This window comes from Aliiruegeria lutimaris (genome assembly GCF_900099935.1).
In the GTDB taxonomy this organism is placed as follows: Bacteria; Pseudomonadota; Alphaproteobacteria; order Rhodobacterales; family Rhodobacteraceae; genus Tropicimonas; species Tropicimonas lutimaris.
Map to the genome: position 1 here is coordinate 1 of NZ_FNEK01000148.1, position 4,740 is coordinate 4,740.

Annotated in this window: 7 protein-coding genes; all 7 read right to left on the reverse strand. The window is 59.5% G+C overall.

The genetic code is table 11. The features are described 5' to 3' along the window. On the reverse strand, window positions 1-244 hold a 244-nt coding region (locus tag BLR85_RS29715), incomplete at its 3' end, for a helix-turn-helix domain-containing protein (protein WP_212635186.1). A gap of 199 nt (window positions 245-443) precedes the next feature. Next, complete coding sequence (gene rplA / locus BLR85_RS27790; protein WP_093165037.1) at window positions 444-1,145, reverse strand: 50S ribosomal protein L1; 702 nt, start codon at window positions 1,143-1,145, stop codon at window positions 444-446. Window positions 1,146-1,148: 3 nt separating this feature from the next. After that, window positions 1,149-1,577 (reverse strand): 50S ribosomal protein L11, encoded by a 429-nt coding sequence (rplK, locus tag BLR85_RS27795; protein ID WP_093165039.1) that lies wholly within the window; start codon window positions 1,575-1,577, stop codon window positions 1,149-1,151. 142 nt (window positions 1,578-1,719) lie between these two features. After that, the gene (gene nusG, locus BLR85_RS27800; protein ID WP_093165041.1) at window positions 1,720-2,253 is read right to left on the reverse strand and encodes a transcription termination/antitermination protein NusG; all 534 of its coding nucleotides are present in this window, start codon (window positions 2,251-2,253) and stop codon (window positions 1,720-1,722) included. A 204-nt stretch (window positions 2,254-2,457) separates the two neighbouring features. Beyond that, the gene (gene secE / locus BLR85_RS27805) at window positions 2,458-2,649 is read right to left on the reverse strand and encodes a preprotein translocase subunit SecE (protein WP_068307207.1); all 192 of its coding nucleotides are present in this window, start codon (window positions 2,647-2,649) and stop codon (window positions 2,458-2,460) included. Window positions 2,650-3,022: 373 nt separating this feature from the next. After that, entirely contained in the window at window positions 3,023-3,973 is a 951-nt protein-coding gene (pfkB, locus tag BLR85_RS27810; RefSeq protein ID WP_093165043.1) for a 1-phosphofructokinase, read from the reverse strand. 218 nt (window positions 3,974-4,191) lie between these two features. Continuing rightward, complete coding sequence (locus BLR85_RS27815; protein WP_093165045.1) at window positions 4,192-4,662, reverse strand: DUF1217 domain-containing protein; 471 nt, start codon at window positions 4,660-4,662, stop codon at window positions 4,192-4,194. Window positions 4,663-4,740: the final 78 nt, after the last annotated feature.

Here is a 4,740-nt window from a genome sequence, read left to right on the forward strand (position 1 = left end):
TGATCTCTCCCTTGTCGGCGATGCGCGCCTCAATCCAGCCGGTCACGCCGGCCAGTTTGCGGTGACCACCTCCGTTACCTTGCGGTCGTGGTGTCAGTGATCCGGTTTCCCGCCGCAGCTTGATCAGATCGTTCACAAATCTCGGCGAAACCCGGAAGTGCCGCGCCGCCTCGCGGTGCCCGCGACCTTCATCGACAAAAGCGACGACGCGCTCGCGTAGCTCTATTGGATGTGGTTTGCCCATCTGAGACCCCTATATCTGCCTCAACAGAAGGGAATCACATCACAACCAATCTGGGAAGCCTGAATCAGATAGGCCGCGACACGCTCTAAGAGCGGCGGGGTGAGCGAGCGATCGCGCGGAAATCGGTGGATTTACCGGGGACAGGGCGGAACGAAAAAGGGCGCCCGAAGGCGCCCTTTCGAATGGATTACCTGAACGATCAGGCTTGCGCGGTCGCGGCGGCCACGTCGATGGTGACGCCCGGACCCATGGTGGAACTCAGCGAGATCTTCTGCATGTAGCTGCCCTTGGCGCCCGAGGGCTTCGCCTTGGCAACCGCGTCGCAGAAGCTGCGGATGTTCTCGACCAGCTTGGCTTCGTCGAAAGAAGCCTTGCCAACGCCGGCGTGAACCACGCCGCCCTTCTCGGCACGGAACTGCACCTCACCGCCTTTGGCGGCCTGCACAGCGGTCGTCACGTCGGGGGTAACCGTGCCTACCTTCGGGTTCGGCATCAGGTTGCGCGGGCCCAGGATCTTACCCAGGCGGCCAACGATCGGCATCATGTCCGGGGTCGCGATGCAGCGATCGAACTCGATCGTGCCGCCCTGAATGGTTTCCATCAGGTCCTCGGCGCCAACGATATCGGCTCCCGCGGCCTTGGCCTCGTCAGCCTTGTCGCCGCGGGCGAAGACTGCAACGCGCATGGTCTTGCCGGTGCCGTTGGGCAGAACGACGGTGCCGCGGACCATCTGGTCGGCGTGACGGGTGTCGACGCCCAGGTTCAACGCGATCTCGATGGTCTCGTCGAACTTGGCGTTGGCATTGCCCTTCACCAGCGCGACGGCTTCCTCGACGGTCAGGTTTTCCTTGCCGACAACGGCTTCACGGGCGGCGCGGGTACGTTTTCCAAGCTTGGCCATGATTTACCCTTTCACCTCGATACCCATCGAACGCGCGGAGCCGAGGATGATCTGCATCGCGGCTTCGACGTCGTTCGCGTTGAGGTCCTTCATCTTGGCCTCGGCGATTTCCTTCACCTGCGCAACAGTCACAGAACCGGCGGTCTGCTTGCCCGGGTTGTTGGCGCCGGATTTCAGCTTCGCGGCCTTCTTCAGGAAATAGGACGCCGGCGGCGTCTTGATGTCCATGGTGAAGGACTTGTCCTGGTAGTAGGTGATCACGGTCGGGCAGGGCGCACCGGGATCCATGTCCTGCGTCTTGGCGTTGAACGCCTTGCAGAATTCCATGATGTTGATGCCACGCTGACCGAGCGCGGGGCCAACGGGGGGGGACGGGTTCGCCTGTCCGGCAGGCACCTGCAGCTTCATCTTGCCTGCGAGTTTCTTGGCCATCTGGCCTCTCCTTCTTACAACGGCCCGCGAACGCGTTCGGAGCCACTCATGTTGCCGTGGTCAGGGGGCGAACGCGTCCGCCATGCCTCCCACGTTTTGCCCCGGCATTCTGCCGGGATCCGGCGGCTTTGCCGCCGATTCCTCAGACCTCCTTGGAGACCTGCGTGAATTCCAGTTCGACCGGCGTTGCCCGGCCGAAGATCGACACCATCACTTTGAGGCGGTTGTTGTCCTCATCCACATCCTCGACCATGCCCGAGAAGCCCTCGAACGGGCCGTCGGTCACGTTGACGGTCTCGCCCACTTCGAAGGTGATCAGCGACCGAGGCGCTTCGGCGCCTTCCTCGACCCGGTTGAGGATCTGGTTGACCTCTGCGTCACGCATCGGCATCGGCCGACCCTGCGGGCCAAGGAACCCGGTCACCCGGTTGATCGAGTTGATCAGGTGATAGCCCTGATCCGACATTTCCATGTGAACGAGAACGTAGCCCGGCATGAAGCGGCGCTCGGCTGTCACCTTCTTGCCGCGGCGGACCTCGATCACTTCTTCGGTCGGCACCAGCACTTCGTCGATCTCGTCTTCGAGACCGGCCTGCACGACGTCGTGCCGGATCTGTTCGGCAATCTTCTTCTCGAAGTTCGAGAGGACGCTAACCGAATACCAACGCTTCGCCATGTGCCATGCCTTGCTCTGAGCCGAAACCCTTTGGCCCCGGAAATTCCAACCTTGCCGGATCCTGTCCGGCGTCTCACCCAAACGAAAAGCGGCGTGCGACCCGAATCGATGCACGCCTGCTGGGGAAAGTCCGGCTGCTTTAGCGCTGCCTGCGACAGGATTCAAGGGCTGCGCGTGTGCAAGTGACCGCAAAGGGGCGTGAAATCAGCCGAACAGCCCGAGAACCGCCTGCAGACCCTGGCGGATCAGCAAATCGACAAGGAAAAAGAAGATGGCCGTCAGCGTGGCCATGGCCAGCACCATGATCGAGGTCAGGAACACTTCCCGCCGTGTCGGCCAGACAACCTTGCCGACCTCGGTGCGCACCTGCTGCATGAACTGAAGGGGGTTGGCCATTTGTCTTCCTGCGTTTTCGCTTCTCGAGCTTCAGGCGCTGCACATACGCGCCGGCGCGCGGAAATTCAAGCAACAACACTCATGACCGCTTCGCACCCGCCGCAACGGCAGGATTTCGCGGACTGGCGCCGAGCAAGTCCTTATTTGATCGAACTTCGGCATGAGGAATCTCGGCCTCCCGCCATCGCGTCCATCCGCGTTCCTTCGGTATGGCGGCTCTGAAATTAAAAAAACCAGCTCGTCGCCGGCTGGGTCATGTCAGGGTACCCTAAACCGCCCTGCACTATTCCCCAAGCCTATTCGACCGCGCTAAAGGAGATCGGCACAAGCTGGATCGTTTGGGAGCGGCCAACGATCCCACAACCGCCCTGGATCAGGTCGGGTCCGAAATGGACACCAGTTCCTCGAAAGCCGAGATATCTTCTTTTGGCGGCAGGTTGGGCCCGATCTGTGCAAGAGCGCCAAGCGACAGCGCGGTTGAAAAGCGCGCGATTTTGGGAAGCGGCATGCCGGTGATCAAGCCATGCGTGATCCCTGCGACCATGGCATCTCCCGCGCCGACCGTGCTAACGACGCGCGCCTTTGGCGGCACGGCCAGAACGGTTTGCTCTGCCGTTACGAACAAGGCGCCCTTGTCGCGCATGGAGACAACAACCAGTTCCGTCCCGTTTTCCAGAATTTTCCGAGCGGCCGCAATGATCTCACCGTGGCTCTCCACAACCGAGCCAGTCACTTCCTGAAGTTCGTCTATACTCGGTTTGATCACGTTGGGTTTGGCGTGGAGTGCCCGGTCGAACGGGATGCCGCTGGTATCCAGGACAACCTTGCACCCCTTGTCCTTCAACTGCTCGATGAGCAAACGATAGCTGTCCGTCTGCATGCCCTTCGGAAGACTTCCGGAAAGGATGAACCATTTGACTCCGTCATCAGCCAGTTCAAACACGATCCGAGTTACAGCGTCGATACTATCGTCATCGGCATTGATTCCGGGAAAGTTGATATCCGTGACGAGTTCACGAATCTTGTCGACGATCTTGACGTTGACCCGGGTCAGGCCGGGCAGTTTCACAAAACGATCGACGATCCCTCTTTCGGCAAAGAGATTTTCGAACGGCTCCAGATTGCCACGACCAAGCAACCCTGTCGCGGTTACATCATGGCCGTACCGGGCAAGGTAAGCGGCGACATTTACGCCTTTGCCGCCCGCATCCGACTGCTCGCTGATCACACGGTTTACCTTTCCGGCATGGAAGTCCGGCGATTGGGCCGTCTGATCCAAAGCCGGATTCAGTGTTACCGTGGCAACTCGAGGAAGCTTCGCCATGAATCTGTCTCCCGTTCGACAAGATTTCGCGCACCGGCGCCACTGCTGCACCCACGGGAGCCCCAATGCAAGCGCCATTGTCTATCACCGTGTGGCGGCAATTGACGCACTGACCAGCCAAATAACAGCACAATATCGGTCGCGTTGATACCATTCCATTGGCCATCGGGCCAAGTGTCCAGGCGTTCGATCACAGGGTCGCAGTAAACAGGGCCCCGCTATCGCACCGCGCCCGACAAGAGCATCAATGCCGTGTTCGATGAGGTCAAGGATTGCATGGTGTCCGACATCTCGGAGCGAAGCAGGAAGGTCTTGACGAGGTCTTCCATTTTCTTCGGTTCCAAGAATTGTGCAACTTCGTCTGAGCCAAACCGTTTTTCGGCTTTGTCCTTGAAGATTTCCAACTGCTCGTCGATGTCCAGCGAGGCGAACTCGCTGGGCAGACCGAACGCGGTCTCGAATACGGTCCTTAACGTGGTCGAGGCCATGACGCTGTACCACTTCGCATCATTGCTCACGGAGCTTTCGGCGATATCGGGCAATGTGCTTTGAGCGTTCAACGCCAACCCGAAATCTTCGTTCTGATCACCCACATCGAGTGCAAACTGGATTGTATTATAAGCACTGATGATTTCGTCAGCGAAACCCGAAAGACTTGTCCTGGCGGGGTGATCTTGGAGTGCCCCCAATGAAGTGGTCCACCAACTGGGATAGCTTTATCCCGTTTTCAGGAGGACCAAACGATGGCTGGAAAGCGAGACAAACCC

Coding starts and splice junctions, on each gene's coding strand:
- secE (WP_068307207.1), bottom strand. CDS start 2,649: ATGGCCAACCCCCTTCAGTTCATGCAGCAGGTGCGCACCGAGGTCGGC.
- rplK (WP_093165039.1), bottom strand. CDS start 1,577: ATGGCCAAGAAACTCGCAGGCAAGATGAAGCTGCAGGTGCCTGCCGGA.
- rplA (WP_093165037.1), bottom strand. CDS start 1,145: ATGGCCAAGCTTGGAAAACGTACCCGCGCCGCCCGTGAAGCCGTTGTC.
- pfkB (WP_093165043.1), bottom strand. CDS start 3,973: ATGGCGAAGCTTCCTCGAGTTGCCACGGTAACACTGAATCCGGCTTTG.
- nusG (WP_093165041.1), bottom strand. CDS start 2,253: ATGGCGAAGCGTTGGTATTCGGTTAGCGTCCTCTCGAACTTCGAGAAG.